The following is a 26,637-nucleotide window of genomic DNA, read 5'->3' as shown; positions in this document are numbered from 1 at the left end:
ATAATTTATTTACATAATAGAGTGTTAAAAACTTGCTTTATTCTTCAATCCCCTGTACAAGTATGTAAACAAAGTCGACTAAATCATTCAGATTTGTCATGAATTATCAGGAGGGATGGAGATGTTATCATTACATTTCAACAAGCAAGTCTTCATTAATACTCTTAAAGCGAACAACAATGCTGTCGTTTTTTTAAGCACAATGTTTGCTCTCATGCTGACACTTGTTGTGCAAGGTACAATTCAAGGCACGTTGAAGCTTGAATATTTTGCTTATGCACTTGCTGCGACGCTAGCATTTTACGTGTGGGCCTTTATTGACACGAAATATCGTACTCAAAAGCTTTCTGATCAAGAAGCACATTTAGACTAAGAGATGGATGCCAAAGCATCCATCTTAAAGTCAATGTCATCATTTAAAGCACTCTATCAAAATAACAAGTTTTTCAATTCTGCTCTACTTATTAGAATAACCCAACATATAAACCATAAAGCAAACCTAAGGTCGCCCCAACCTCACCTACGACCAATAGTACCATCGCACCTCTCATGAGCAATTTTGGTAATTCAATACGCCCTAATTGATGTGGTTCTTTGAACTGATTTGTCGTATCTTTCAATAAGCCATGCAAAATATAACTTAAAATTGAAAATGCAAAAAAGAAAATATTAATCAAAATAAAGAGCAAATTTGTCGATTCATTCAACGCTGAAAAATATGCCATAACCGCTAGAATTAACGTTGCAGGTGCATATAGCAAACTACTCCTATGCGCAATATCAACATAATAATGTGCTCGAGCTTGTTTAGATAAGCTGATTTGCACATACTTCCAAACACCAGTAAGCATACCGGTCAATAAAAAAATACCACTAAAAAAAATAGCAAGTCTTACCGATAATTCCATTTGATCGATCATGATCTGACATTCCTTCGCTATAAAACAGATTGCAATATGTTTAGCATCTTATCTCATATTTCGTACTACGACTTCGCTAACTCCATACCTTATATAGAAATTTAAGCAAAAAAAAGCTCCAATAAGGAGCTTTTTTATTAGAGTTTAAAGCGTGATTTTAACGGTTTTAATTCGATTATCTTCCATTTCTAGAATTTCGAAATTAACCCCTTGGTGTTCAATCAACATACCAACTTCAACCGCCCCACTCGTTTTATCTAAAATCAGTCCTGCAACACTAAAGTAACCTGAGTCTTCTTGCACCAGATCTAAATCTAATATATCGAGCGCCAGCTCTAATTGATATAAATCTAACATACCAGACGCCTTCCAAGTGGTATCATCGATTTTAACCAATTCAAGCTGTTCATCAGCATCTGGGAATTCACCAGCAATTGCTTCAAAAACATCTAATGGTGAGATTAAGCCTTGAATATTGCCATATTCATTTGTAACAAGTACCAATGAACCTTTAGAAGTTCTTAATGTATTAATTGCATCAATCACTTTCATTTTTTCATAAATGAAAATAGGACGGACACGTTTCATCAAATCTTTTAGTTGATCTGGATCATCTAATGCATCAATCAATTCTTTTGCACGTACAATCGTGATGACTTTATCCAATTGTCCACGACAAACTGGGAAAAGACTATGAGGTACAGCTAATACCTGTTCACGAATTGCTTCGGCATCGTCCTCAATATTAACCCAAGAAATTTGATTTCGAGGTGTCATAATTGAAGCAACTGAACGTTCAGCAAGTGATAGCACACCACCAACCATATAACGCTCTTCATCACCAAAAGCTTGTTGAATTTCTTCAACTTCTTTGGATGTTGCAATATCGGCATCCAATTTACTGCCCATCAATTTCAAAATTGAATCTGCAGTTCGATGACGTAACGGGATCTTCGCTTGATTTTTTTCAAGATTACGATTCGAAAATTGATTGAATGCTTCAATTAGAATTGCAACACCAATACCTGAATAAATATAACCTTTAGGGATATGGAATCCAAAACCTTCAGCGATTAGACTTACACCGATCAATAACAAGAAACTTAAACAAAGGATAACCACCGTAGGATGACGGTTAACAAACGTAGTTAACGGTTTTGATGCAATTAACATGACAACCATCGCCACAATCATCGCAGCCATCATCACGTAAATATTATCCACCATACCAATCGCAGTGATCACTGAGTCGAGTGAAAATACCGCATCAAGCACGACGATCTGAGCCACAACTGCAGCAAAACCAGCGTATACGACATTGTTATTCGTTTTAATCTCGGGTTTACCCTCCATTTTTTCATGGAGTTCATTGACAGCCTTATACACAAGGAATAGACCACCAAACAGTAATATCAAATCCCGACCTGAGAATGTTTTTCCAAAAATTTCAATCAATGGTTGAGTTAAAGTGACTAACCACGAGATCGCAAAAAGTAGACCTAGACGCATTAATAATGCGAGGGATAAACCGATTACACGGGCTTTATCACGTTGTTCTGGAGGAAGTTTTTCTGCAAGTATCGCAATAAATACTAAGTTATCAATACCTAAAACGATTTCAAGAATGATAAGGGTAATTAACCCTATCCAAATGCCAGGATCCAATAAAAATTCCATATTAGATCTCCTGGTTCTTATTATTTAAGATAATGTAAGAAGCTAAATTAGGCCAACACGGCGACGGGTCCATATATAAAGTTACCTTTTCAGAAATGATGAAACTATTATGCATAAGAATTTTATTTTGTAATTACTTTTTTTATGTTCAAAACAATTTTTTATGTAAATTTAGATCATATCTTTAGTCGTAATTGCCATCCTTGAATAGTCTTTGACATTTTCGACACAAAAAAAAATATCAGTGCCAAGTTATAGTTCCTCTATTTTTCAATAGAATTTGGTCAGCGTGGAATTGACATAAAGATATAATCATGAAGATCAGAATAGCTGTATTTTTCGAATCTTCTGTTTTGATACACATAAAGATATTTACAGATCATTGAAATATGTTTTATAAAACTGAAGTCAATAGGTGTCATACCTTTTGTCTGATTTAAGGTAAGCGCTTGAACATAAGTTGATTATTTGAACATAGTTCTTTTAATATAGGTTATGCTTCATGTAATATTTAAATTAATAAAAACAATTAAGTTACACTGACAAGGACGTAGCGATGTCAAAAAAATATGCAAAATTTTTACCTTCATCTGAAAATTTTGAACTCGAAAATTTTCCATTCTATTGGATCACTCAAGTCCATTCTCAGTATGTACTGAATGTTGACCATGTGCTCAAAAAGTATGGCGTTGATAATTCTCGTCGACGTTTGCTTGTCGCATTGTCTACTAAACCAGATGCAAGTGTTTCAGAACTCTCTGACATGATTGTGTCAAAAATGTCGACGACTACAAAAATCGTTTACCGTTTAAAAGATGAAGGAATGGTTGACACTTACTCGTGTGAAAACGATGCCCGTATTACGCGTGTGGTACTAACACCAAAAGGTTTAGAAATGACAAAAAAAATTAATGACCTGATGAGTGTGGTTCTTGAACAAACATTTGAGGGATTAACCCCACTTCAAATTGAAAAACTAATGGAAAGCTTAAAGCATATTTTCAAAAATTTAGCGCACTAATTTCCCTAAACTTTAGATTAAAGCCCATCATCAAACATATTGAGTTGGGCTGTATTGTTCTGCCGTGGTTTTGGACAATAAAAACATTCAAATTCCTCTACTGGAAAGCCCTCTACAAAGTTCTGAATGTCGGGGGATTTTAAACTCAGCCACTGATCTAATTTATAGTGCGGAATAATAATTACTGACCGTTTAACATCTCCAGGCTCATGAAAATCCTTCATCATTTCGTGATGAATAGCATCCATGGTAATCATCGTTGCTGAACGATAAATAATTTGATCAATTTTCGTGATTTCATACAACGCTGCGATAAAAAATGCCTGACCATCTTTTCTTCTCACACCCCATCGTTGCGGTCGTCCATTAATATATTTTGCTTCATAAAACTCAGTGACTGGGATTACACCAAATTTACATTTCTCAAATGCTTCTTGGAAGCTTCTTTTTGCGCTTAATGTTTCACTACGTGCATTATAGGTTTTCTTTGCTATTTCTGTATCAGTTGCCCATTTTGGTATAAAACCAAAATTAACTAACCTCCACTCGTATCCATGAACACCTTTAAATAACAATGGGGTTTCGTAGCTTGGATAAACCTCTTCCACATATTCAAATGGAATATGTGGAAGTTCTAATGTTTGAATTTGATGCGCTTGTATTGGCTTAAAGTTGGCACACATAGCATAATTTTCAATACTATAAAAAACTTAGGCTATTATAACCGATCCAATTCACATCATTATGAAGATATTGGTACTGTCATCCAATGTGAACGCGTGAATTCATCCATAATCCAATGTCCATTAAAGCGCCCTAATCCAGAGTTCTTTTCTCCACCGAATGGTGCATTAGCATGGTCCGCGACACTTATACCATTAATATGTGTCATTCCAATATCGAGTTTTGAAGCGATTTCTACTCCGCGCTCAATATCAGATGTACATACAGCACCAGATAAACCAAACGGTGTGTCATTGGCGATTTGAATTGCATGTGCCTCATCATCTGCTCTGATGATCGGCAGAATTGGTCCGAAGCTTTCCTCTTGAGCAATTGCATATGTCGGCAATACATCGATAAACACATGAGGTGAAACCAAATTATTCTCAATACCCCCAGCATAGACTAACTTAGCACCTTCTATTTGAGCCTGATCAATGATTCGTTGATGCTGTTTCACTTGTGTATTATTAATAATAGGTCCTATAAGCGTCTCATCAAGATTAGGATCACCCACAGGAATATCTTTTACTTTGTTTAAAAGCTTTTCAACATATTCATTGTGAATCGATTGATCTACGATGACACGATTAGTGCTCATACAGATTTGACCTTGGTGAAGGAAGCGCCCCTTGATCGTCAAATCGACTGCCAAATCTAAATCTGCATCTTTAAGAATTAATAATGGCGCATTCCCCCCAAGCTCTAAAGCAAGTCGTTTGATTCTAGAGCTGGCCATCGCTTTAGCACCAACATTTTGTCCTACTTCTGTAGAGCCAGTGAATGAAATCATCTTCGGGATAGGATGCTCGACAAAATAATCCCCTATTTCACTACCACTACCCACAATGACATTCAGTACACCAGCGGGCACACCCGCCTCTTCAAACAATTTCCCTAATAATGTTCCACCTGTAACAGGTGTATCACTCGCAGGTTTAAGTACCACTGTATTTCCACATGCGATTGCGCAAACAACCGATCGCATTGACAAATGAAATGGAAAATTCCAAGGGCTAATGACAGCAATAACACCCAACGCTTTGCGTTGATAAAAACTTTTTCTCGCAGGATCTTTACTTTCTAGCTGAACAGTTTGGATTTGATCAGGAAAAGTGAATGTTTCTGAGATAATACCAAGCGCAGCACCCACTTCAATATTTGCTTTGAGACGCGTACTTCCAGACTCGGTAATCAGCCAATCTATAATTTCGTCTTTACGTAATTGTATAATGTCATGCAGCTTCTGAATGATTTTCTTGCGATCTACAGCAGAGGTAATTAAGCCAAAATCAAATGCTTGTTGTGCTGCAGAAAAAGCGAGATCAACATCAGACTGATTCGCCGCTTGAATTTGGTGTATTTCTTTTAAATCAAATGGATTTAAATTTTGTATGACACGCTCTGAAGAGCCTTTTAACCAAGAACCGTTAATGAACTGTTGATTTAAATTTGAATATTGCGTCATTTTATGTCCCTCTACATGCCACTTTTTACCCAATGGTCAACTATTTTACACAATCGTAAAAAAAGCCTCCGGAGAGGCTTTTTTATTTTAATTAGTCACCAGTATAACCTTTAAGCTTCAAGCGGTAAGCATGAAGTAATGGTTCTGTATAACCTGATGGTTGTTCAGCACCTTTAAACACTAAATCATATGCTGCTTGGTAAGCATAACCGTCAAACCCAGGCGCCATTGGTGTGTACGCTGGATCGTTCGCATTTTGCTCATCTACAATTTTAGCCATACGTTGCATTACTTCTTCAACTTGCTCTTTAGTCACGATACCGTGACGTAACCAGTTAGCAACGTGTTGAGATGAAATACGTAAAGTTGCACGGTCTTCCATCAAACCAACGTTGTTGATGTCTGGAACTTTAGAACAACCAACACCCAAATCAACCCAACGAACAACATAACCAAGAATACCCTGAAGGTTATTTTCTAACTCTTTGGTTTTCTCTTCATCAGTCCAATTCGTATCAGTAGCTAATGGTGGAGTTAATAAATCATCCAAAGGTAATGCTTCAGTTTTTAACAACTCTTGTTGACGCGCTGAAACATTACATTGGTGATAGTGAATCGCATGAATTACAGCACCAGATGGTGATGGAACCCAAGCACAGCTCGCACCAGCTTCAGGATGCTCAATTTTGGTTTTATACATATCTAAAAGCATATCTGGTTTAGGCCACATGCCTTTACCAATTTGTGCTTTGCCACGTAAGCCTGCTTGTAAACCAACCATCACGTTACGGTTTTCATATGCAGGGAACCAAATTTGAGATTTAACTTCACCCTTACGAACGAATGGACCTGCTTCCATAAAGGTATGGATTTCGTCACCTGTACGGTCCATGAATCCTGTGTTAATGAAGATGGTACGATCTTTCGCTTGAGCAATACAGTTTTTCAAGTTTACAGAAGTACGGCGCTCTTCATCCATGATCCCGATTTTAAGCGTTTTTGCTGGCAAACCTAGAGCTTGTTCTGCACGCTCAAATAGTTCAACTGCAAATGCAACTTCTTCAGGGCCATGCATCTTAGGTTTAACGATATACATAGAACCTTTACGAGAGTTCTTGATTTCATTTTGACCTTTGATGTCAGCAAACGTTAACAACGGTGTGATCAATGCATCCATGATACCTTCATAGATTTCTTGACCATCCACTAGGATCGCCGGGTTCGTCATCAAATGACCAACGTTACGAAGAAGCATCAATGAACGACCGTGTAAAGTTGTTTCGCCACCGATCAGATTTTTGTGGGTACGGTCTTTGTTTAAAGCACGAGTAATGGTTTTACCATTTTTCTCGATTTTCTCTTCCAAAGTACCCTTCATCAAACCTAACCAGTTACGGTAGCCTTCAACTTTTTCTTCAGCATCAACCGCAGCAATTGAGTCTTCCAAATCTTGGATCGTTGTTACCGCAGATTCTAAAACAAGATCTTTTACGCCAGCAGCATCCGTTTGACCAATTGGGCTTGTCGCATCGATTTCAATGATGACATGCAAACCATTATTTAATAAAACGATTTCTGTCGGCGCAGACTCTTCACCATTAAAACCTACAAATTGAGCTTCTTTAGCCAAATTCGTTGTGCTGCCATCTTTAAGCGTTACCACTAATTTTTTTGCTTCAACAGCGTATTTCGTAGCATCCGCATGTGATCCATTTGCTAAAGGGAAAGTTTCATTTAAGAAATTTTTAGCAAAAGCGATAACTTTTTCGCCACGAACAGGGTTATACCCCTTACCTTTTTCCGCACCGCCTTCTTCCGAGATGACATCGAAACCATACAATGCGTCATATAAAGAGCCCCAACGAGCATTTGCAGCGTTCAAGCAGTAACGTGCATTACGTACAGGCACAACCAATTGTGCACCCGCCAATAGTGCGATTTCTTCATCTACATTTTCAGTTGTAATTTGAAAATCTTCTACTTCTGGTAATAAGTAGCCAATTTCTGTCAGGAAAGCTTTGTAAGCTCCTAATTCAAATTTATTATTGCGGTGCCATTCATCAATTTTCGCTTGAATGTCATCACGCTTAGCCAAGAGTGCTTTATTTTTTGGGCTAAGATCAACAACGACTTGTTCAAAGTTTTTCCAGTAAGTTTCACTGTCTAAACCAGAACCTGGTAGTGCTTCATTTTCGATGAAATCGTAGAGTTCTTTAGCAATCGCTAACTTGCCTTTCTGAATACGTGCAGTCATTGTCTTTCCTGATATTGCTACTTTTTATACAAGAGAATCTAGTATACCCATTTATAAATTGCTGAATAGTAATATCACATTGCTAAATAGTGATCATTTATTATAGACACCAATCAGATGAGACTTTTGATCTATTACTTATTGAGTCGTTTTAATTCAACAATCTAATTATAGTGTATAAAGTTTTATAAAGGTAGAAATTAGACTTAAGTGCCAATTTCCATCAAATCTGATTTAATTTAAACCAATATGTCTATTTTCTCTACGCTTTTAAGGAACGATTTCAAATTTATTCCACTCTAAATAAAAAAACCCAAACATCATCTGTTTGGGTTCATTTGTGAATTCTCACATTTATTCAGCGGGCTTATCAATTTGTCGATGCGCAGATTGTAAATAGTCATCTGATTGCATTTCAAGTAAACGTGAACGTGTACGTTCGATTTCAAACGCTAATTTTTCGCCACTATATATATCAATGATACTGGCATGTGAGGTCAGTAATAATTTAACACCACGATCATAGAACTCGTCGACTAAATAAATGAATCGGCGTGTTCCTTCTGATAAATAATCATTCAGATCGGGAACATTACTGACTAGGACAGTGTTATAAGTGTTCGCAATTTCGATAAAGTCCGCAGGACTTCGTGGCTTCATACAGAGTTCAGAAAACTCACACCACAATACATCTTCAGTATGACCAATCGTATCGACATTACGTCCATTAATGATAATCGGTTCTTCACTCACATTTTGAGCACTGGTTAATGCTGAAAAACGTTGTGCCATCCATACCTGATTATCATGGCTTAAAGGTGATTTGAACAATTGCGCTTGTTTCAGTACACGCAAACGATAGTCAACACCTGCATCCACATTCAAAATGACACAGTTCTTTTTTACCATTTCAATCGTTGGAATAAAGCGGTCGCGATGTATGCCGTTCTTGTATAAACCATCTGGTGCAATGTTTGATGTTGCAACAAGTGTAATTCCACGTACAAATAGCTTTTGGAATAAATCACTTAAAATCATCGCATCCGTGACATTTGATACAAAGAATTCATCAAAACAGATCACAACCGCATCTTTGTAAATTTGATCAGCAACGATGTCGAGTGGATTTTGCTGTCCTGAATTTTTATTTAACTCTTTATGCACATATTGCATAAAATGATGGAAATGCATACGCGTCTTACGACGGAATGGTATCGCATCATAAAACTGGTCCATCAACCAAGTTTTTCCACGCCCAACACCACCCCACATATAAACACCCTTAGGGGCAGTTTGACGGCGAAAACGTCGAAACGCTTTTTTAGAAGCTTTATATCGTAAGATCAGTTCTTCCCAAACACGATTAAGTTCATGTACAGCTTGAGCTTGAGCATCATCAGGCATAAATTGTCCTGACGAAATTGCGTGAGCATAACGTTCTGCAGGTGATTGCGGAGTGTGACTTAAACTATTTTGCGAAGAATGAGAATGGAACATAGATATTGATTACTTTTTTAGGCCGTCGGAAGTATAACGAATATTTAAAAAAATGATAAATAACACTTTGGCATATACTATTTGAGCATACATGCTGAGGTCATTTTCCATACTGTCGTGGACTTTGTCCAAACCATCTTTTAAAAGCATGGTTAAATGCTGCAGGTTCTGAATATCCAAGCATTTCAGCTATTACTTCGATCGAATACTCTTTGTACTCAATTAATCGAAGCGCTTTCTCTCGAATGAGTTGCTCCCGTATTTGCTTATAGCTTGTATTCAATTGGTTAAGCTGATGTCGCAAAGTACGCTCTGGAATATTCAAAGCTTGAGCAGTTTCTGCCATTGTTGGAATCTGCCCCGTTTGTAAATCCAAATAATCGTGAATTCTTTGAATCAACTGGTGTTGATTCAATTGTTGCGCATTTAATCTTTCGATCTCAGCATTACATCTTTGTTGGTGGACATTAAATGTGATTTGATCAGCTGAAGGCAACTTCAATTCTAAAATTTCTGCATCAAAAATCAGTCGAAATTTATCATGTTCAAACCGAACTTGCGCACCGAAATAATTCAAATACTTGTTCAAAAAAATGGATTCTTTCGGTCGTGAAAACGGCAATTCAATCTGCACTTCAGGAAAAGGCAATCCTATCATTTTGTAGATATCTTGCACGAATTTAACCGTACCTGAAATTTCACATTGAGCCCTGAACTCATCAACTTCACTTTGTAAATTGAGAGGCTCATAACATAAAGCCGCATAGACACTCGTCTGCTCTAATGTAAGTCTACCCGATAAATGGGTAAGCGCTTGATAGCGTATTCCATTTGTGAGAGCCGCACCGACATTCGGGCTTGTGACCAACAGCATGAGAAGCGGACCATAGCCTGCGAGCGCATAATGTTGGCCGACATCTAAACCGAGCAGCGGGTTAACCCCTTTAGCAATAATTCTTTGAATGATTTGTTCTAATTCAGGTTGAATCGTTGAACTCGGATCTAAGGCATCCACCTTTAAACCGACAGCTTCCAATCTTTCGTCCACATTTATTCCGACCTGTCGCATACCCTGTATGAGATACAACAAACCGAGAATCGACCTTTTCATAAAACAGAATTTTAAAATTAAAGTTGCATATGTTTTACCCTAAAAAAAAGGGAAATAATATTGCCGAAAATATCAATATTAAATGTCAATGAAATCATGTCAGTTTTAGTCCAGACTGCTTATGATAGCTTCAAATAATATGAACGAGTATTAAAATGGAAGTTACATCAGATCAGCTAGATACGAATTCAGTCGACTTAACTAAAACGCAATTCATCAAGAAAAATACTAAAATTGCGATTATCGGCGCCGGATTTGGAGGATTAGCTACAGCGATTCAACTTCTTAAACGCGGTATCAAAGATTTTGTTATTCTTGAAAAAGCTACAGATGTAGGTGGTACTTGGCGCGAAAATCAATATCCGGGTGCTGCATGTGATGTGCAGTCTCATATGTATTCGTTATCTTTTGCCCCCAAATCTGATTGGACAAAACGATATGCTGAAGCACCTGAAATTTTCCAATATATTCAAGATCTTATTCAAGAATATGATTTAAAAAAATTTATTCAATTTGATACCGAAGTCATTTCGACACGCTTCGATGAGCAAGCTCATACGTGGGAAATCTCCATCAAGAATCAAAGTGCTCTACACAGTCAATTCCTTATTTTTGCCTCTGGTCCATTGCATATTCCTCAAATTCCAAATATTAAAGGAATCGAAAAATTTAAAGGCGAAGTATTCCACTCCTCATCTTGGAATCATGCTTATGACCTGAATGGTAAACGTGTAGCCAGTATCGGCACAGGTGGAAGTGCAATTCAATATATTCCTGAGATTGCACCAAAAACCAAACAGTTATACGTGTTTCAAAGAACGGCTGCATGGGTAATACCGCGCGATGAACGAGCTTATAATGCTTTAGACAAAAAACTATTTGCCCAATACGACTGGTTTAGAAAATTGCATCGAGCACGCTTATATTGGTCTAACGAATCACGCGTAGTTCCGATTGTAAAACCTCAAATGATGCGACTGGGTCAAAAACTTGCAGAAGCTTTCATTCGCTTCCAAGTCAAAGATAAAGAAATAGCAAAAAAACTGACACCAGATTACACCATGGGGTGTAAAAGAATTTTAGTATCAAATCGATATTTCCCAACATTTAATCGCAAGAATGTAGAGCTCGTGACGGACAGCATTCAAGAAATTACTGAAAATGCGATTGTTACCAAAGATGGGCAAGTACGAGAAATAGATTGCTTAATTTACGGTACTGGTTTTATTACTGATCCACGAATTTATTTAAAAGATTTTAAATGTTATGGTGAAAATGGTATTGAGTTGAAAGAAGCATGGAAAGAGGGTGCTGAAAGCTACTATGGAATTTCTACCAAAGGATTTCCAAATCTCTTTCAACTTTTAGGCCCGAATACTGTTTTAGGTCATAACTCTGTAATTTTTATGATCGAATCTCAAGTGAATTACATTCTACAACTGATTGAAGCTGTCGAAAAATCCAAGACTAAAGCAATTGTGGTCAAAGATGTAGTCCAAGAAGAATTCAACCGTAAAATCCAAGAAAAATTTGCAGGCACAGTTTGGCAATCTGGCTGTGTGAGTTGGTATCAGCAAGAAGGCGGAAAGAATTTTTCACTTTGGCCGAGTTATACATGGAAGTATTGGCTAGAAACCAAAAATGCAAATCTAGCCGATTATCGTTTCTTAAATTAAATGAATAAAAAAAATCAGCTCAATTGAGCTGATTTTTTTTACTGAGCCAGCGCTTTTTGAATATCATCTTCAATGCTCTCTGGTTTAGTTGTAGGTGCATATCGATTAAGCACTTTGCCATCTTTTCCAATCAAAAATTTGGTAAAGTTCCACTTAATTCCACTTCCTAAAATGCCTTTGCTGTTGTTGGTGAGATACCGAAAAATCACATGGGCTTCAGGACCTTTTACATCCACTTTAGCGAACATCGGAAAGGATACACCGTAATTTCTCTGGCAAAAACTACCAATTTCTTCGTGCGTACCCGGATCTTGCCCACCAAATTGATTACACGGAAATCCTAATACCTCAAAACCTTGATCTTTATACTTTTCATACAGCGCTTCCAACCCTGCAAATTGTGGCGTAAATCCACATTTGCTGGCTGTGTTGACTATCAATAGCACTTTACCTTCATAATCCGAAAATTGCTTATTTTCCCCTTCTAGCAATTCTGCCTCAAATTGATAAATATTGGTCATGGATAGGTTTCCTCATCATTTTTTTCTTGGGTTTTTAATTCTAATGAAGCTGAGTTTACACAATAACGAAGACCTGTAGGTTCAGGTCCATCCTCAAAAACATGACCCAGATGTGCGTCACAATGATGACAAACAATCTCAGTACGAATCATGCCATGTGAGTGATCGTCATGTTCTTCAATGACTGTTTGGTTGATTGGACGATAAAAACTAGGCCATCCACAACCACTGTCATATTTGGTTTCTGAAGTAAATAAAGGTTCGCCACAGCAACGACAAACATAAGTTCCTTCTTGTTTGGTATTCCAATATCGCCCTGTGAAAGCAGGCTCAGTTCCCTTTTGACGGGTAATGCGATACTCCTCTGGTGATAACTCTCTTTGCCATTCTCGGTCTGTTTTATTGAGTTTTCCCATGATTAACTCCTTTAAATCTTTGACATTCAATGTCATGCTTCAGTACCTTCATATTTACGCTAGAGCTTGAAAAATTTCTAGCTAAATTTCTACATAGATTGTGATATTTAGTAATCTATTTTTATTCACTCAAAAATAATTGGATGGGAATATGTCCGTTTTAGGTAACACTACTCCACGCGAAATTAAGAAATCGTCTAAGCTCGAGCATGTATGCTATGACATTCGTGGACCTGTGTTACGCGCCGCCAACGAAATGGAAGAAGCCGGACATAAGATAATTAAACTCAATATCGGCAACCCAGCGCCCTTCGGTTTTGAAGCACCTCAAGAAATTATCAATGATGTTGCGTTGAACTTACCAAATGCAATCGGCTATACAGACTCAAAAGGGATTTTCCCTGCCCGCAAAGCGGTTTGTCAGTATTATCAACAAAAAGGTATTTTCAATATGCATGTCAATGACGTGTATATTGGGAATGGTGTTTCTGAGCTGATTGTAATGGCTATGCAAGGCCTGTTAGATGACGGCGATGAAATGCTGGTACCAATGCCAGATTATCCATTATGGACTGCTGCCGTTAATCTTTCTGGTGGTACAGCAATTCATTATAAATGTGATGAAGAAGATAATTGGTATCCTGATATTCAGGATATGGAAAACAAAATTACGCCTAATACTCGTGGGATCGTGATTATCAATCCGAACAACCCAACGGGTGCTGTTTATCCACGCCATGTCTTAGAAAAAATTGTCGCTCTTGCAAAAAAATATGACCTGATTTTATTTGCTGATGAGATCTACGATAAGATCGTTTACGATGGAATCGAACATGTATCGGTCGCTGCCCTTGCGGGTAATCAACTGTGTATTTCATTTAACGGATTATCTAAATCCTATCGAATTGCTGGATACCGTTCAGGCTGGATGGCAATTACGGGTGATAAGACTCGTGCGGCAGATTATATTGAAGGTCTAGATATGCTCGCGTCAATGCGCCTGTGTGCTAACCATCAAGCTCAATACGCTATTCAAACTGCATTGGGTGGCTACCAGTCTATCAACGATTTAATTCGTCCAGGTGGTCGTTTGTATGAGCAACGCAATATTGCTTGGCAAATGTTGAATGAAATCCCAGGTGTAAGCTGCGTTAAACCTGAAGGTGCAATGTATTGTTTCCCTAAACTTGATCCTGTAATTTATCCGATTCAGGATGATGAACAGTTTATGCTTGACTTCCTCAAAGCAGAAAAAGTGTTATTGGTTCAAGGTACAGGATTCAACTGGCCTACCCCTGATCATTTCCGTGTGGTGTTCTTACCTGCCGAAAATGAATTACGTGAAGCAATCAATCGTTTAGGAAGATTCTTAGCAAAAATGCGTTAATTCGGTCGTTTTATGTGAATGATGTATTTTAAACCCCCAGATTTCAATCTGGGGGTTTTATATTTAATATTTTGATTATTTCATGATATTAATTTCATTTTGATTATATACAAACACCCTTCTTTTCCTTTATCGTGATTAAGCATTATCCATGCACAATACTATAAAAAACATTTAGGAAAAAAGATGAAAAAGACGCTAACCGCACTGACTCTATCGATTGGCTTGTTATTACCCCTAGCGAGCTTTGCTAAAAATAACGTTGTCGTCGTTGCAACTGGGGGAACGATTGCTGGTGCTGGTGCTAGTTCAACCAACAGCGCCACTTACACTGCCGCAAAAGTTCCAGTGGATGACTTACTGAATGCCGTCCCTCAAATTAAAAATTTAGCCAATGTGAGTGGCGTACAAGCAATGCAAGTTGCTTCTGAAAGTATTACGGACAAAGAATTACTTTCCCTTGCCCGCCAAGTCAATGATTTGGTTAAAAAGTCAGATGTAAATGGTGTTGTGATTACACATGGCACAGATACTTTAGAAGAAACCGCTTTTTTTCTTAATCTAGTCGTACAAACGGAAAAACCTATTGTTGTTGTCGGCTCAATGCGCCCATCGACGGCTTTATCTGCGGATGGCCCACTAAATTTATATAGTGCAGTTGCTCTGGCAGCAGACCCGAGTGCAAAAAATAAGGGGGTGTTCGTCCTTATGAACGATAGTATTTTTGCAGCTCGAGATGTGACTAAAGGCATTAATATTCATACCAATGCCTTTGTAAGCCAATGGGGAGCTTTAGGGACGTTGGTAGAATCTAAACCTTATTGGTTCCGAAGTTCTGTTAAGCGATTTAATCAGCGGTCAGAATTTAATATCGAGAATATTAAGGGTGATACACTCCCATTAGTTCAAATTGTCTATGGCTCTGGCAACATGATTCCTGATGCTTATCAAGCGTATGCCAAGGCTGGGGTTAAAGCCATTGTCCATGCAGGCACAGGAAACGGCTCAGTCGCGAAAAATATTGTTCCCACGCTGAATCAACTTCAGCAAAGTGGTATACAAATTGTACGTTCTTCACGAGTGCCACAAGGATTCGTTCTCCGTAATGCCGAACAGCCAGATGACAAATATGGTTGGGTAGTTGCACATGACTTCAACCCTCAAAAAGCTAAAATTTTAACCGCGCTTGCTTTAACCAAAACCAAAGATGCAAAAGAAATACAACGCATGTTCTGGGAATATTAAGCCCAATTTTCATGTTATAAAAAAGTGCCGAATGGCACTTTTTTTGATTGATATAAAATCACCTTTATTCAAATCGAAGATAATTTGTGCGAATCATATAAAATATCGTGGATTCTCAGCTCTAAATCACTTTGCATGATAAAATACGCTCTGCTCTTGTAAAGGACTCATCTATGCAGTTTGTTCATCTCGGTGTTCATACAGAATTTTCTATTACTGAATCAATCGTACGTATACCTGATCTAATGAAGTCTGCTGTACAGGATTCTATGCCTGCACTCGCGATGACAGATTTATCGAACTTACATGCAGCAGTGAAGTTTTATACCTCGTGTCTTAAAAAAGGGATTAAACCTATTTTAGGAAGTGTGATTCGTTTGAATGATGAATCACATCGTATGACTTTACTGGCGATGAATAATGAGGGTTGGCGTAGTTTAACTGAAGTAGTATCGCGCGGCTTTATTGAAGGACAACAACTCAGTATCCCGTGTGTAAAAAAAGAATGGGTGTTAGAACAAGCGCCGGGCATGATTGCACTTTTAGGGATTAAAAGTGATGTTGGAGAAATGCTGTGTTCAAGTAGCCCTGAAAAAGCTGAACCCTTACTTGAAGCTTGGATAGAAAAATTTGGCAATCGTGTCTATTTAGCACTCACGCGCACCAATCGCCCACAAGAAGAAGATTTTATTATTGAAGCTGTTAAATTAGCCGCAAAATATCAAATCGGTGTTGTCGCTCATAATGATGTTCATTTTATTAGAGAAGAAGACTTTGAAGCCCATGAAGCGCGCGTCTGCATCGCAGATGGCTATGTTTTAGGTGATAATCGTCGTCCACGTACTTACAGCCCTGAGCAATATTTCAAAACAACAGCGCAAATGGTGGAGTTATTTGCTGATATCCCCAGTGCTATTCAAAATACAGTTGAAATTGCTAAACGCTGTAATGTGACACTTCGCTTAGGTAAATACTTTTTACCTGACTATCCAATTCCTGAAGGTCATACAATTGATACCTTCTTTGCCCATTTGTCTAAAGAAGGATTAGAAGAACGTCTTAATCACCTCTATCCTGTGGAGAAACGTGGAGAAGACTGGCCTGAAATTCGCAAAGAATATGACGATCGATTAGATTTCGAAATCAAGATCATTAACTCGATGGGATTCCCAGGTTACTTCTTGATTGTCATGGACTTCATTCAGTGGTCCAAGAACAATGGCGTACCTGTAGGCCCGGGCCGTGGTTCAGGTGCAGGCTCATTAGTTGCATACAGTTTAAAAATTACAGATTTAGATCCACTGCCATACGGACTTCTTTTCGAACGTTTCTTAAACCCTGAACGTGTTTCGATGCCAGACTTTGACGTGGATTTTTGTATCGCAGGTCGTGATCGTGTAATTGATTATGTCGCACGAACTTATGGGCGTGACGCTGTATCTCAAATTGCAACATTTGGTACGATGGCAGCGAAAGGTGCAATTCGAGATGTTGCACGAGTTTTAGGTAAGTCTTACGGCTTAGCAGATCGTATTTCTAAAATGATCCCGACTAAACCTTTAGGTTTAAGTTTAGAAGAATCTTTAGAAGCAGAACCACAACTTAAAGATATTGTAACCAACCCATCCAACCCAGATTATGAAGATGCTTCAGAAATCTGGGAAATGGCGCTTAAACTTGAAGGAATAACGCGTAACACTGGTAAGCACGCAGGTGGTGTTGTAATCGCACCGACCAAGATTACGGACTTCTCAGCTGTACTGTGTGACGAAGATGGTACTGGTCGTGTCGCTCAATTTGATAAAGACGATGTTGAAGCGGCAGGACTTGTTAAATTTGACTTCTTGGGGTTGCGAAATCTTACTGTAATTGAAGATGCTATTCAGCACATTAACCAACGATTAAAGTTTGATATACCTCTAAAGATTGAAAATATTCCGCTGAATGACAAAGCAGCGTATTCAATATTTGCCGAAGCAAATACCACTGCGGTATTCCAATTTGAATCCGTGGGCATGAAAAAAATGCTCAAGGAAGCACGCCCAAGTAAATTTGAAGAAATTATTGCCTTCGTGTCATTGTACCGCCCGGGCCCAATGGATCTAATTCCAGACTTTATTCATCGTATGCATGGTGGAGAGTTCGAATACTTACATCCCCTATTAGAAGGTGTCTTAGAACCTACCTATGGGATTATGGTATATCAAGAACAGGTTATGCAAGCAGCTCAGTATTGTGCAGGATATAGTCTAGGTGGTGCGGACTTACTTCGTCGTGCGATGGGTAAAAAGAAACCTGAAGAGATGGTTAAACAACGCCAAATCTTTATTGAAGGTGCTGCAAAAAAAGATATCGATGAGCAAACGGCGAACCATATCTTTGACTATATGGAAAAATTTGCAGGCTATGGTTTCAACAAGTCACATGCTGCAGCCTATGCATTGGTGGCTTATCAGACGGCTTGGTTAAAAGCACACTATCCTTCTGAGTTTATGTCCGCTGTACTGACTTCGGAAATGCAAAACACAGACAGTATTGTATTTTTGATTGATGACTGTCGTAACAATGGTCTCGATGTGTTACCACCTTCCGTCAATATGTCGATTTATCAATTCCATGCAATTGATGAAAAAACCATTGTATATGGTCTAGGTGCAATCAAGGGTGTTGGTGAAGCAGCAATGCAATCTGTCATTGATTCACGTAAGCAACTTGGACCTTATAAAGATTTATTTGATTTCTGCCATCGCATTGATCTGAAGAAAATCAATAAACGTACACTTGAAGCTTTGATTCGCTCAGGTGCATTAGATTGTCTCGGACTTGAACGCGCGACTTTAATGGCTCAATTGCCTGAAGCTGTACAAGCTGCCGAACAAGCTCGTTCAAACCGCGAAACTGGCATTATGGATTTATTTGGTGAAGTTGAAGAAGTTCAACGTAAACCTACTAAACCTGTAAAACCTTGGTCTGATGAAGTCCGTTTAAAAGGTGAAAAAGACACCTTAGGTTTATATTTAACGGGACACCCGATCGATGTATATCGCCCTGAATTAAAAGCGTTTATTTCTAACAAAATTAATGAGCTGACTCCAACACGTCGTGGTGTGACTACAGTATTTGCCGGCTTGGTTGTGGATGTCGCAAATTTCCCTAACCGCATGATGATCACACTCGATGATGGTACTGCTCGAATTGAAGTCTCAGCAAATCATGAACGCTTCCAACGTTTTAAAGACATTATTGTGAATGAAAGAGTGATTGTGATTGAAGGAGAAATATATGAACGTGAAGGCTTCGATCGTCCGATGGGACGCCTTACTAAGGCGTTTACATTAAACGAAATTCGTCAAAAACGTGCGAATCACATCCTCATCAAATTACAACCTGAGCATATTCAGCCAAATCTTGGTCAAGAGCTTTCACAGATCATTCAACCATTTTGTGATGTAGATATGTGTCAGCATGTGCCATTACAAGTACAACTCGACTTTCCATATGCAACGGCTGATTTTCATTTACCACCACAATGGAATGTCGCACCACTCGATGACTTATTGTTCAAACTGCGCGACTATTTTGGTAAAGAGGCCTTACATGTGGAGTATCATGTCAAGTCAAAAGCTGCACGTTCCCACGCCGCAGAACCAAAATCAGAACCAGTCATCACATCACAGGCCTCTCCACCTGACCAGATCAGTATGGATGAAGCAATGGATCAATACATGACGGAAGTCAGTCAATACTCTTAATTTTGGAAGATTTATGAATTTAATTGATAATGCTGCTGTCTCAGCGCATTTGTCTCATGTGCGTATTGTCATGGTGAATACTACCCTGCCTGCGAATATCGGTAGCGCACTTAGAGCAATGAAAACCATGGGGCTTTCAAAATTGGTTTTAGTTGCACCTAAAACTTATCCTCATCCTGATATTGATGCACTTGCAGCCGGTGCAACCGATTTAATTGATCAAATTCAGATTGTAGAAACGCTTGAAGAAGCCATCGCAGATTGTCATTTAGTCTTTGGTACAAGTGCTCGTAGCCGAACTATTCCATGGCCTTTATTAGATGCTCGACCTGCTGCTGATAAATCGATGCAAGCGGTGATCAAAGAACAACAAGAAATTGCCGTAATATTTGGGCGTGAAGATCGCGGATTAACCAATGAAGAGTTGGCCTTGGCGAATTACCATGTGACCATCCCTGTGAATACAGACTATGGGGTACTCAATGTCGCTCAAGCCATTCAAATTATTTGCTATGAAATGCGAATGGCGACCACGGCTCTCATGGAACAAGTTGAAGATCCTCAAGCAGTTATGAAAGTGACTGATGAAGATTCTATGCATTGGGATGAGCCGTTGGTAACACATCAACAGATGGAACAATTTTATCCTCATTTTGAAAAAATGTTGCACGAAATCGAGTTTTTAGACCCAGAAAACCCACGATTATTGCCTTTACGCTTGCGTCGCTTATTCGGACGTATACAATTAGATCGTATGGAGTACCATCTACTTAGAGGTATTTTCAGTCGTGTTCAGGCATTGAACAATGGCACATGGAAAAAGTCAGATTCTAAAGAGAAATCAAAAGATGCTTAAACAGCTTAAAGAAGATATTCAAGCTGTGTTTGCCCGCGATCCTGCGGCGCGCAACACATTTGAAGTTTTAACCACTTATCCAGGAATTCACGCACTGATTATGCATCGTGTTGCGCATGAGCTTTGGAAAAAAGAGTGTAAAACTTCAGCCCGCATGCTGTCTTCTTTTAGTCGTTTTGCAACTGGTATCGAAATTCACCCAGGTGCCAAAATTGGCAAACGTTTTTTTATTGATCACGGTATGGGTGTGGTCATTGGGGAAACAGCTGAAATTGGTGATGATGTGACGCTCTATCATGGCGTGACATTAGGTGGCACCACTTGGAATAAAGGCAAACGTCACCCAACTTTAGAAGATGGTGTAGTCGTTGGCGCAGGTGCGAAAATTTTAGGACCATTTACCGTGCATAAGAATGCGAAGGTGGGTTCGAATGCTGTGGTCACCAAAGAAGTCCCTGAAGGTGCTACTGCCGTAGGTAACCCAGCGCGATTTATTATTAAAAATCAGCAAAAAGATTTGGACAAAGAATCCGAACGACGCAATTATGCAGAAAGCATCGGTTTTCAGCCTTATGCGACAACCCAAGATCAATCAGATCCTATGTTAGAAGGTATGCGAGTATTATTGGATCGTATACAGCACAATGAAAAGCGCATGAACACTCTATGTCAGCGACTTTCATTACTTGATCCAACATTTAATAACGCTCAAAGTAATGGACAACCATTTAGTGCTGAAGAGTTAAAAATTATTGACGAAGTTCGTCGTGAGTGCGAAGCTCAAACTGCACAATCAAAAGCTTAATGTATAAGTTTGACTAAGTTAGGTGAATCTGAGTTGCATGTTGTTTCGTCTTTTCATAGACTCAGATACAACCTGAACTAGAATTTAAAAACATAATATTGGAAGAAAATATGACGATTAAGCCCCTTATTGCCACCATGATCGCTGTTTCATTATTGAGTGCTTGTAGCTCTCCAGCAGTAAAAAAACAATCTAAAACAAACGATCCAATCGTCTTTTCTGAGCCTGATTTAAGTGCGCCATTTTATGCATTAAATCCTTTTAATTATAGCCAACCACCAGTATTCGAGCTTGAACTAAAAAAAGCTGCTGCTGCACCACTTCAAAAACTTGAGGTGACTGATCCAAATAATCCAAACAGAAAGATGATCCTCGACCAAAACAAATTAATCGTACCGACTGTGAATAGTTCACAACGTGCGATGAAATACACGGTTTTAGCGGGTCAAAATGAAATCGATATTACAGAAATTGATGACTTCCTCCAGATGGTTGAAGGTAAAGCACGTCACTATCCTCCTCGCTTTACAGATCGTCAAGAACGTCGTGGTTTTGAAGCCAAATTACGTGAAGTTTCAGCTCAACTAGATACTTTAGCAGCGAAAGATAACGCGTCATTCGATATCCTAATTCGTGCATTTAAAGCAAGTATATTGGGTCGTAACCTTGATCTTGGTTCTGCTTACACCACTAAATCTTTAAAATATGCACAACAAATCCTGAAGATCAACAAAGAAGACGCTGAAGCGAACTTCTGGTTTGGTTTCTCTTTGTCTGAAGGTGGTGGTCAAAAAGAAGCTATTCCATATATCGATAAGGCCATCAAAGCGGGTGTTCAAGAAGCTTATCTCGTAGCTGTTAATAACTACCTCGCATTGAGCCAAAAGAAAAATGCAATCACAACTTTAAAAAATTACAAAGTGAAATATCCTGAAGAAACTGAAGTTGCTGACCGCTTGATTCAAGAAATTGAGAAACAAGGTCGTTACAATGTTTGGCAAATTTTAAACAATCCAGCGAAATCATAATCTTATTAAAAAAAATAGACTGATCATTCAGTCTATTTTTTTAGCACTTATTTTTATCTCCCTAAAAATAACGTATGCTCAGCGTTAATGATTCATGCTGACAGTTGAAAATATGTTTATGATGAACAATAAATACATCGGCGTCCTACTGCTCGCAACACCACTATTTATGACAGGCTGCCAAGTCGTCAGTGTAAAAAATCAAGCGCTTAATGTTTCGATCGCGAATGAACGAGATAGCATATTAACGCGTAAAAAAATGAGTGAAGCGAGTCTGAATGTCCTCTCCATGACAGGCAGTGAGGCTGAAAGTTGCTCTAATGATCCAGATAAATGCGTATCTGATCTAAAAAAAATAAAACAAATTCAAGATGAACAACTTTATTCAACTGCAAGTGAAGCATATTTGACACGGGCATTAACCCTCAGTAATTCTTCTGATTGTAATACCAGTTTAATTAATAAATATCAGTCAGAAGAAAAGCAAAAACTTCATCAAGAAAACTATAGTCAATGTCTTGACCAACAGTTAGCAATGCTTGATAAAAGTATTCGTTATAGTTATGCCTATCTATTCAAGACAAAACGCCAACCAAGCGACCGTATTTTCGATAATAGACAAGTTCAAATACGAGATTTCTACAATCAAGCCTTGGCGAAAATGGTGATGACCTATGGTATGCGCTATACGGATGAAAAAGTTCCCAAACAAATAAAAATTGGTCAAAGCATTTATACCGTCAACTATGACCATTACCCTCAGATTGCTAATCGAAAATTAGATAGCCTGCTTTCAAGCTACAATCTCAATTTTAGCGGATTGCGTTCGATTAACCGTCGAGATGGTTTCGGTGCGGAATTTGTCGCAACGCTTCCAGCGCCAGAGCGAAATAGCGATTCGGGTAAATATATTGTAGATCCATTAAATCACGCTTATAAAAATGGTCGTAATCCTAACATTCATCCACCACGTTATCTTTCAGTCACGATGACCGCTGAGCCTGCGAGTCAAAGTAATGTAGAGGATATTCTGAATGACCCGCATTTCACCCTGAATATTTATGATCCTTATGGATTAGATCAATTAAAAGTAGGTGGAAAAGTTTATCCCTTAGCTGCGAATTACTCTGCACCTTATGGTTTGTGGCTTGCCGAAAATAACTTAGGTGCTGCCGCATATTTGAGTTTGATTGATCGTGACAATACAATCACAATGCCTCATCTCTTTATGCTCGAACCCTATAATCCAAACAAAAAAATTATTGTTTTGGTGCATGGACTTGCAAGCAGTCCAGAAGCTTGGATTGCATTAACCAATGACATTATGGGAGATAATGTTCTAAGAGAGCATTATCAAGTTTGGCAAGTATTTTACTCAACCAATATGCCAATTTTAGAAAGTCGCTTTCAGGTGAATGCGATCATTCAACAAGCATTTAATTCACTTGATCAATCTACAGCATCAGCTAAAGATGCAGTTCTGATTGGACATAGTATGGGTGGTATTATTTCAAGATTATTGGTGAGCCAAGCTGATTTAACACAACCTGCATTGTCTCAATTAAAAAATTCTCAAATTAGCCGCTTTAAGAATGAACCTTTATTTAAAGCTCGTTTACAAATCAAACCTGTGCCACAGTTCAATCGTGCTATTTTCTTAGCAGCACCTCATCGAGGGACAGATTATGCTGATCGTTGGTTTACACGAGCTGCGCGTAAAGTGATCAAGTTGCCAGGTGCATTTTTGGGTGCATTTGCTGAATCGCTCTCAGATAAAGATATTAATATTAAACATTTTGTCAAAGACTTAGGTCATGGATTGATTCAAAATGGTCCGAGTGATCTGAGTCACAACTCTCCTTTCACCAAATTAACCTCACCTGTGACGCCAATTAAAGGATTTAAATTTCACTCCATCATGGGGAATGTGACTGAGAGTAAAGATCCTACTGTTATGTCAGATGGGATCGTGCCTTATCAGAGTGCTCATCTTAAAGGGGCACAATCTGAGATTATTATCAAAGGTGGTCACTCAATTCAGGAAACGCCTGAAGCTGTTTTGGAATTAAGACGAATCCTAAGACTTCATTTGACAGAGCTTGGAATTGCCAAATAACGATTTCCTTTAGCTTTTATCAGCCGATGTATCAAAGATGCATCGGCTTTTTGTTTTTATAGTCCCAAAGGACGACTTTTGAATCCCACTCATATTTTTAACTACCTTCTCCATAAAATATTTGAGAAAAAATGGATAACGATTAGAACAAACTGGATAGCCTGACTCCGTTAATCACTGTTCAATAGATTCAAAGATAAATGAAATCAAGTGATATAAGGAGTTAGACCATGGGATCTCGTAGCAGCATCGAATGGCATGATTTTATTGAAGGATGTATCGATTTTCGACCAGAGGATGGCGTCTATCGTATCGCACGTGACATGTTTACTGAACCAGAACTTTTTGATCTAGAAATGGAAATGATCTTTGAAAAGGTGTGGATCTACGCGTGTCATGAAAGTGAAATTCCAAAACCAAATGACTTTGTCACTGTTCAAATTGGTCGCCAACCGCTCATCATTAACCGTGATGGTCAAGGTAATTTAAATGCAATGGTCAATGCCTGCGAGCACCGTGGTGCTACATTGACCCGAGTTGCTAAAGGTAATCAATCCACATTTACCTGCCCGTTCCATGCTTGGTGTTACAAATCGGATGGTCGCCTCGTAAAAGTTAAAGCTCCTGGTGAGTATTGTGATGACTTTGATAAATCATCACGAGGTCTAAAAAAAGCACGTATTGCAAGTTATAAAGGATTTGTCTTCGTTAGTTTAGATACAACAGCTACAGACACCTTAGAAGATTATTTAGGTGATACACGTGTTTTCCTTGATCTTATGGTTGAACAATCACCTACAGGTGAATTAGAAGTTTTACCGGGTAAATCAGCATATACCTTTGCTGGAAACTGGAAGCTACAAAATGAAAATGGTGTAGATGGCTACCACGTAAGTACTGTTCACTATAACTATGTCTCTACAGTTCAATATCGTCAGCAACTGAATGCACAAAAAGGGACAGGACCAAAGGACACACTTGATTACAGTAAATTAGGTGCTGGTGATGACACAACTGATGATGGTTGGTTCTCATTTAAAAATGGTCATAACGTTTTGTTTAGTGACATGCCTAACCCAACTGTACGTCCTGGTTACGCAACTGTGATGCCATATCTGGTTGAAAAATATGGTCAAAAACGTGCTGAATGGGCAATGCATCGTCTCAGAAACTTGAACTTATACCCAAGCCTTTTCTTTATGGATCAAATCAGTTCGCAACTTCGTATTATTCGTCCAGTTGCGTGGAATAAAACTGAAGTCATTAGCCAGTGTATTGGTGTTAAAGGTGAGTCGGCTGAAGCACGTCGTAACCGTATTCGTCAATTCGAAGATTTCTTCAACGTATCGGGCTTAGGCACACCTGACGATTTAGTCGAATTCCGTGAACAACAGCGTGGTTTCCAAGCTCGTTTAGAACGCTGGAGTGACATTTCGCGCGGTTATCACAAGTGGAATTATGGCGACAGCCCGAATGCTCAAACATTAGGGATCAAACCAGTCATCACGGGTACTGAAATCACTCAAGAAGGTTTATATGTCAATCAACACCAAGTTTGGCGCGATCTCATGTTAAAAGGCTTAAAAAATAAAGCACTTAAACTCACTGAAGATACTTCTGAACCACACGAATGCCCTGCATCACAAGCGACAACTGAGGAGGCTTAATCATGACACAAGCTCTTGTACATCAAGTTTCTCAATTTTTATATGAAAAATCTGCGCTTTGTGACAACTATGAATGGGACGCATATCTAGAACTCTATGACGAGGACAGCGAATACCACATTCCACAATGGATTAGTGACCATGAATACGTCACTGATCCAAACCAAGGGCTTTCATATATCTATTATGAAAACCGTGCTGGCCTTGAAGATCGCGTATTCCGTATAGGAACTGGTAAAGCTGCATCAGCTACGCCCCTTCCGCGTCTCATGCATGCGATTCACAACATCCGTGTAAAAACACTTGAAGACGGATTATTAGAAGTTAAAGCGGGTTGGTCGACATTCTATAACCGCCAAGGTTTAGAAGGCTATTTTTACGGGCATGTCACTTATATCCTTCGTCAACATGAAGACACTTTCCGCATTCGTAAACAGCACACCATTTTGTTGAATGACAAAATTGATTCTGTGCTCGACTTCTATCACGTTTAAGGA

General features: G+C 38.7%; 21 protein-coding genes. 12 read left to right on the top strand and 9 right to left on the bottom strand.

Annotated elements, in window-relative coordinates:
* Positions 1-121 precede the first annotated feature (121 nt).
* Positions 122-373 (top strand): hypothetical protein, encoded by a 252-nt coding sequence (locus BMW42_RS10740; RefSeq protein ID WP_035266079.1) that lies wholly within the window; start codon positions 122-124, stop codon positions 371-373.
* A gap of 91 nt (positions 374-464) precedes the next feature.
* Here BMW42_RS10740 and BMW42_RS10735 read toward each other — a convergent pair whose 3' ends face one another.
* Positions 465-920 (bottom strand): hypothetical protein, encoded by a 456-nt coding sequence (locus tag BMW42_RS10735; RefSeq protein WP_416224324.1) that lies wholly within the window; start codon positions 918-920, stop codon positions 465-467.
* 144 nt (positions 921-1,064) lie between these two features.
* The gene (locus BMW42_RS10730; RefSeq protein WP_092767773.1) at positions 1,065-2,597 is read right to left on the bottom strand and encodes a TerC family protein; all 1,533 of its coding nucleotides are present in this window, start codon (positions 2,595-2,597) and stop codon (positions 1,065-1,067) included.
* A 556-nt stretch (positions 2,598-3,153) separates the two neighbouring features.
* Here BMW42_RS10730 and BMW42_RS10725 point away from each other — a divergent pair.
* Positions 3,154-3,618, top strand: a complete 465-nt coding sequence (locus BMW42_RS10725; protein WP_035266085.1) for a MarR family winged helix-turn-helix transcriptional regulator — start codon at positions 3,154-3,156, stop codon at positions 3,616-3,618.
* Positions 3,619-3,635: 17 nt separating this feature from the next.
* Here the strand turns inward: BMW42_RS10725 and BMW42_RS10720 are convergent, their stop codons facing one another.
* The 5 genes from BMW42_RS10720 to BMW42_RS10700 all read right to left on the bottom strand — a co-directional run bounded on the left by BMW42_RS10720 (position 3,636) and on the right by BMW42_RS10700 (position 10,671).
* Positions 3,636-4,301 (bottom strand): SOS response-associated peptidase, encoded by a 666-nt coding sequence (locus BMW42_RS10720; RefSeq protein ID WP_092767771.1) that lies wholly within the window; start codon positions 4,299-4,301, stop codon positions 3,636-3,638.
* 59 nt (positions 4,302-4,360) lie between these two features.
* Positions 4,361-5,809, bottom strand: a complete 1,449-nt coding sequence (locus tag BMW42_RS10715) for an aldehyde dehydrogenase family protein (RefSeq protein ID WP_092767769.1) — start codon at positions 5,807-5,809, stop codon at positions 4,361-4,363.
* A gap of 91 nt (positions 5,810-5,900) precedes the next feature.
* Positions 5,901-8,063, bottom strand: coding sequence for a malate synthase G (locus tag BMW42_RS10710; protein WP_092767767.1), 2,163 nt, complete (start codon positions 8,061-8,063; stop codon positions 5,901-5,903).
* 354 nt (positions 8,064-8,417) lie between these two features.
* Positions 8,418-9,560 (bottom strand): cell division protein ZapE, encoded by a 1,143-nt coding sequence (zapE, locus tag BMW42_RS10705; protein WP_092767765.1) that lies wholly within the window; start codon positions 9,558-9,560, stop codon positions 8,418-8,420.
* A gap of 100 nt (positions 9,561-9,660) precedes the next feature.
* Positions 9,661-10,671 carry an AraC family transcriptional regulator gene (locus tag BMW42_RS10700; protein ID WP_092767763.1) on the bottom strand — a complete coding sequence of 337 codons (1,011 nt, stop codon included), beginning with the start codon at positions 10,669-10,671 and terminating at the stop codon, positions 9,661-9,663.
* Between the two features lie 155 nt (positions 10,672-10,826).
* Here BMW42_RS10700 and BMW42_RS10695 point away from each other — a divergent pair, with 155 nt between their 5' ends.
* The gene (locus BMW42_RS10695) at positions 10,827-12,347 is read left to right on the top strand and encodes a flavin-containing monooxygenase (protein ID WP_092767761.1); all 1,521 of its coding nucleotides are present in this window, start codon (positions 10,827-10,829) and stop codon (positions 12,345-12,347) included.
* A gap of 38 nt (positions 12,348-12,385) precedes the next feature.
* Here BMW42_RS10695 and BMW42_RS10690 read toward each other — a convergent pair whose 3' ends face one another.
* Together BMW42_RS10690 and msrB are read right to left on the bottom strand one after the other, a co-directional pair.
* Positions 12,386-12,868 (bottom strand): glutathione peroxidase, encoded by a 483-nt coding sequence (locus BMW42_RS10690; RefSeq protein ID WP_035266096.1) that lies wholly within the window; start codon positions 12,866-12,868, stop codon positions 12,386-12,388.
* Positions 12,865-13,284 (bottom strand): peptide-methionine (R)-S-oxide reductase MsrB, encoded by a 420-nt coding sequence (msrB, locus tag BMW42_RS10685; RefSeq protein WP_035266138.1) that lies wholly within the window; start codon positions 13,282-13,284, stop codon positions 12,865-12,867. Before msrB ends, BMW42_RS10690 begins: the two co-directional genes overlap by 4 nt.
* A 151-nt stretch (positions 13,285-13,435) precedes the next feature.
* Between msrB and BMW42_RS10680 the strand changes: the two genes are divergently transcribed.
* The 9 genes from BMW42_RS10680 to antB all read left to right on the top strand — a co-directional run bounded on the left by BMW42_RS10680 (position 13,436) and on the right by antB (position 26,634).
* Positions 13,436-14,671, top strand: a complete 1,236-nt coding sequence (locus BMW42_RS10680) for a pyridoxal phosphate-dependent aminotransferase (RefSeq protein WP_092767759.1) — start codon at positions 13,436-13,438, stop codon at positions 14,669-14,671.
* 186 nt (positions 14,672-14,857) lie between these two features.
* A complete protein-coding gene (locus BMW42_RS10675; RefSeq protein WP_092767757.1) occupies positions 14,858-15,916 on the top strand; it encodes a type II asparaginase in 1,059 nt (352 codons plus the stop codon).
* A gap of 173 nt (positions 15,917-16,089) precedes the next feature.
* Positions 16,090-19,668: a DNA polymerase III subunit alpha gene (dnaE, locus tag BMW42_RS10670; protein ID WP_092767755.1), complete on the top strand. Its 3,579-nt coding sequence runs from the start codon at positions 16,090-16,092 to the stop codon at positions 19,666-19,668.
* A gap of 13 nt (positions 19,669-19,681) precedes the next feature.
* Entirely contained in the window at positions 19,682-20,524 is an 843-nt protein-coding gene (locus BMW42_RS10665) for an RNA methyltransferase (protein WP_092767753.1), read from the top strand.
* Positions 20,517-21,329 carry a serine O-acetyltransferase gene (gene cysE / locus BMW42_RS10660; RefSeq protein WP_035266113.1) on the top strand — a complete coding sequence of 271 codons (813 nt, stop codon included), beginning with the start codon at positions 20,517-20,519 and terminating at the stop codon, positions 21,327-21,329. Before BMW42_RS10665 ends, cysE begins: the two co-directional genes overlap by 8 nt.
* A gap of 110 nt (positions 21,330-21,439) precedes the next feature.
* The gene (locus BMW42_RS10655; protein ID WP_092767751.1) at positions 21,440-22,357 is read left to right on the top strand and encodes an ABUW_2363 family tetratricopeptide repeat lipoprotein; all 918 of its coding nucleotides are present in this window, start codon (positions 21,440-21,442) and stop codon (positions 22,355-22,357) included.
* 112 nt (positions 22,358-22,469) lie between these two features.
* The gene (locus BMW42_RS10650; RefSeq protein WP_092767847.1) at positions 22,470-24,473 is read left to right on the top strand and encodes an esterase/lipase family protein; all 2,004 of its coding nucleotides are present in this window, start codon (positions 22,470-22,472) and stop codon (positions 24,471-24,473) included.
* 230 nt (positions 24,474-24,703) lie between these two features.
* Positions 24,704-26,140 carry an anthranilate 1,2-dioxygenase large subunit gene (gene antA, locus BMW42_RS10645; protein WP_035266117.1) on the top strand — a complete coding sequence of 479 codons (1,437 nt, stop codon included), beginning with the start codon at positions 24,704-24,706 and terminating at the stop codon, positions 26,138-26,140.
* Positions 26,141-26,142: 2 nt separating this feature from the next.
* Positions 26,143-26,634 carry an anthranilate 1,2-dioxygenase small subunit gene (gene antB / locus BMW42_RS10640; RefSeq protein ID WP_035266119.1) on the top strand — a complete coding sequence of 164 codons (492 nt, stop codon included), beginning with the start codon at positions 26,143-26,145 and terminating at the stop codon, positions 26,632-26,634.
* The last annotated feature ends 3 nt before the right edge of the window (positions 26,635-26,637 follow it).

Source organism: Acinetobacter sp. DSM 11652 (assembly GCF_900109815.1).
Classification (GTDB): domain Bacteria; phylum Pseudomonadota; class Gammaproteobacteria; order Pseudomonadales; family Moraxellaceae; genus Acinetobacter.
This window is presented reverse-complemented; position numbering and strand designations above follow the sequence as displayed.